1 protein-coding gene is annotated in these 817 nt (G+C 64.3%); it reads right to left on the bottom strand.

Going from position 1 to position 817, the window contains the following annotated elements:
• Window positions 1–62: 62 nt before the first annotated feature.
• Window positions 63–695, bottom strand: a complete 633-nt coding sequence (locus tag ABD974_RS18005; RefSeq protein WP_345304731.1) for a YkgJ family cysteine cluster protein — start codon at window positions 693–695, stop codon at window positions 63–65.
• Between the last annotated feature and the right edge of the window lie 122 nt (window positions 696–817).

Raw genomic sequence — 817 nt, 5'->3', positions numbered from 1 at the left:
TGGCGGCGCAGGTGCTGTTCGGGACGCGGTACCGACGTTCGCCGCGGTAACGACCGATCCGCTCACGAGAAGAAATCCCGGATGTCGCGCCGGGGACGATGGCCGTCGATGTGGTCGATGGCCTGCGCCAGCGAAAACAGGATTTTCGACGTGTAATCGAAGGAGGGGAGGCCATAGACGGCGTGATCCTCTCCGGTCGCGCAGTACTTCGGATCGTCCAGCGCGTGGAAGGTGCGGCAGTTGAACGGGCGCACCGAGTAAATCGTGCATTCGCCCTGCGCCCCCAGAAACGGACATGGCGAAGTGTGGCCATGCGTATGGATGGCCCGCTTCGTGTAGTCGCGCCCGGTATGACGTGCGATGAGGACCGCCTCGGTTTCGGTGAGATCCACGTCGATGTGGCAGCACGCACTGCAGCCTCTTCGGCACACCGCGAGGGTCGAGATGAAGCGGTTGTAGATGTTCATGTAGCGGTAGATCCACCGCAGCCGTCCCAGCGGATCGGTCACGACGACGTTGCACCACCATGCCAGCGCCTTGTGCAACCGGACCAGATGGCGCGGCAGCGGGGGCAATGGCGGTACCGCGGTCTTGTCGCGAATCGGTGCGGGCATGCGTCCTTTCCTGGCCAGGGCAGGGACCTGTTGTAACCCACCTCGAACCTCCGCGGAAGCGGACGCGTTCGCTGTTTCCATCGAATTTTCATTCCTCCCCATGACCACGACCTCCACGCAGGTCGGTGGCGGCGCGTTCGCGCTGCACGCCGATCTCGACGGCCTGCTGTCCGCCTCCCGCAACCTGAGCGTGCTGGCCTCGC

Source organism: Lysobacter hankyongensis (assembly GCF_039543145.1).
Taxonomy (GTDB): domain Bacteria; phylum Pseudomonadota; class Gammaproteobacteria; order Xanthomonadales; family Xanthomonadaceae; genus Lysobacter_I; species Lysobacter_I hankyongensis.
This window is presented reverse-complemented; position numbering and strand designations above follow the sequence as displayed.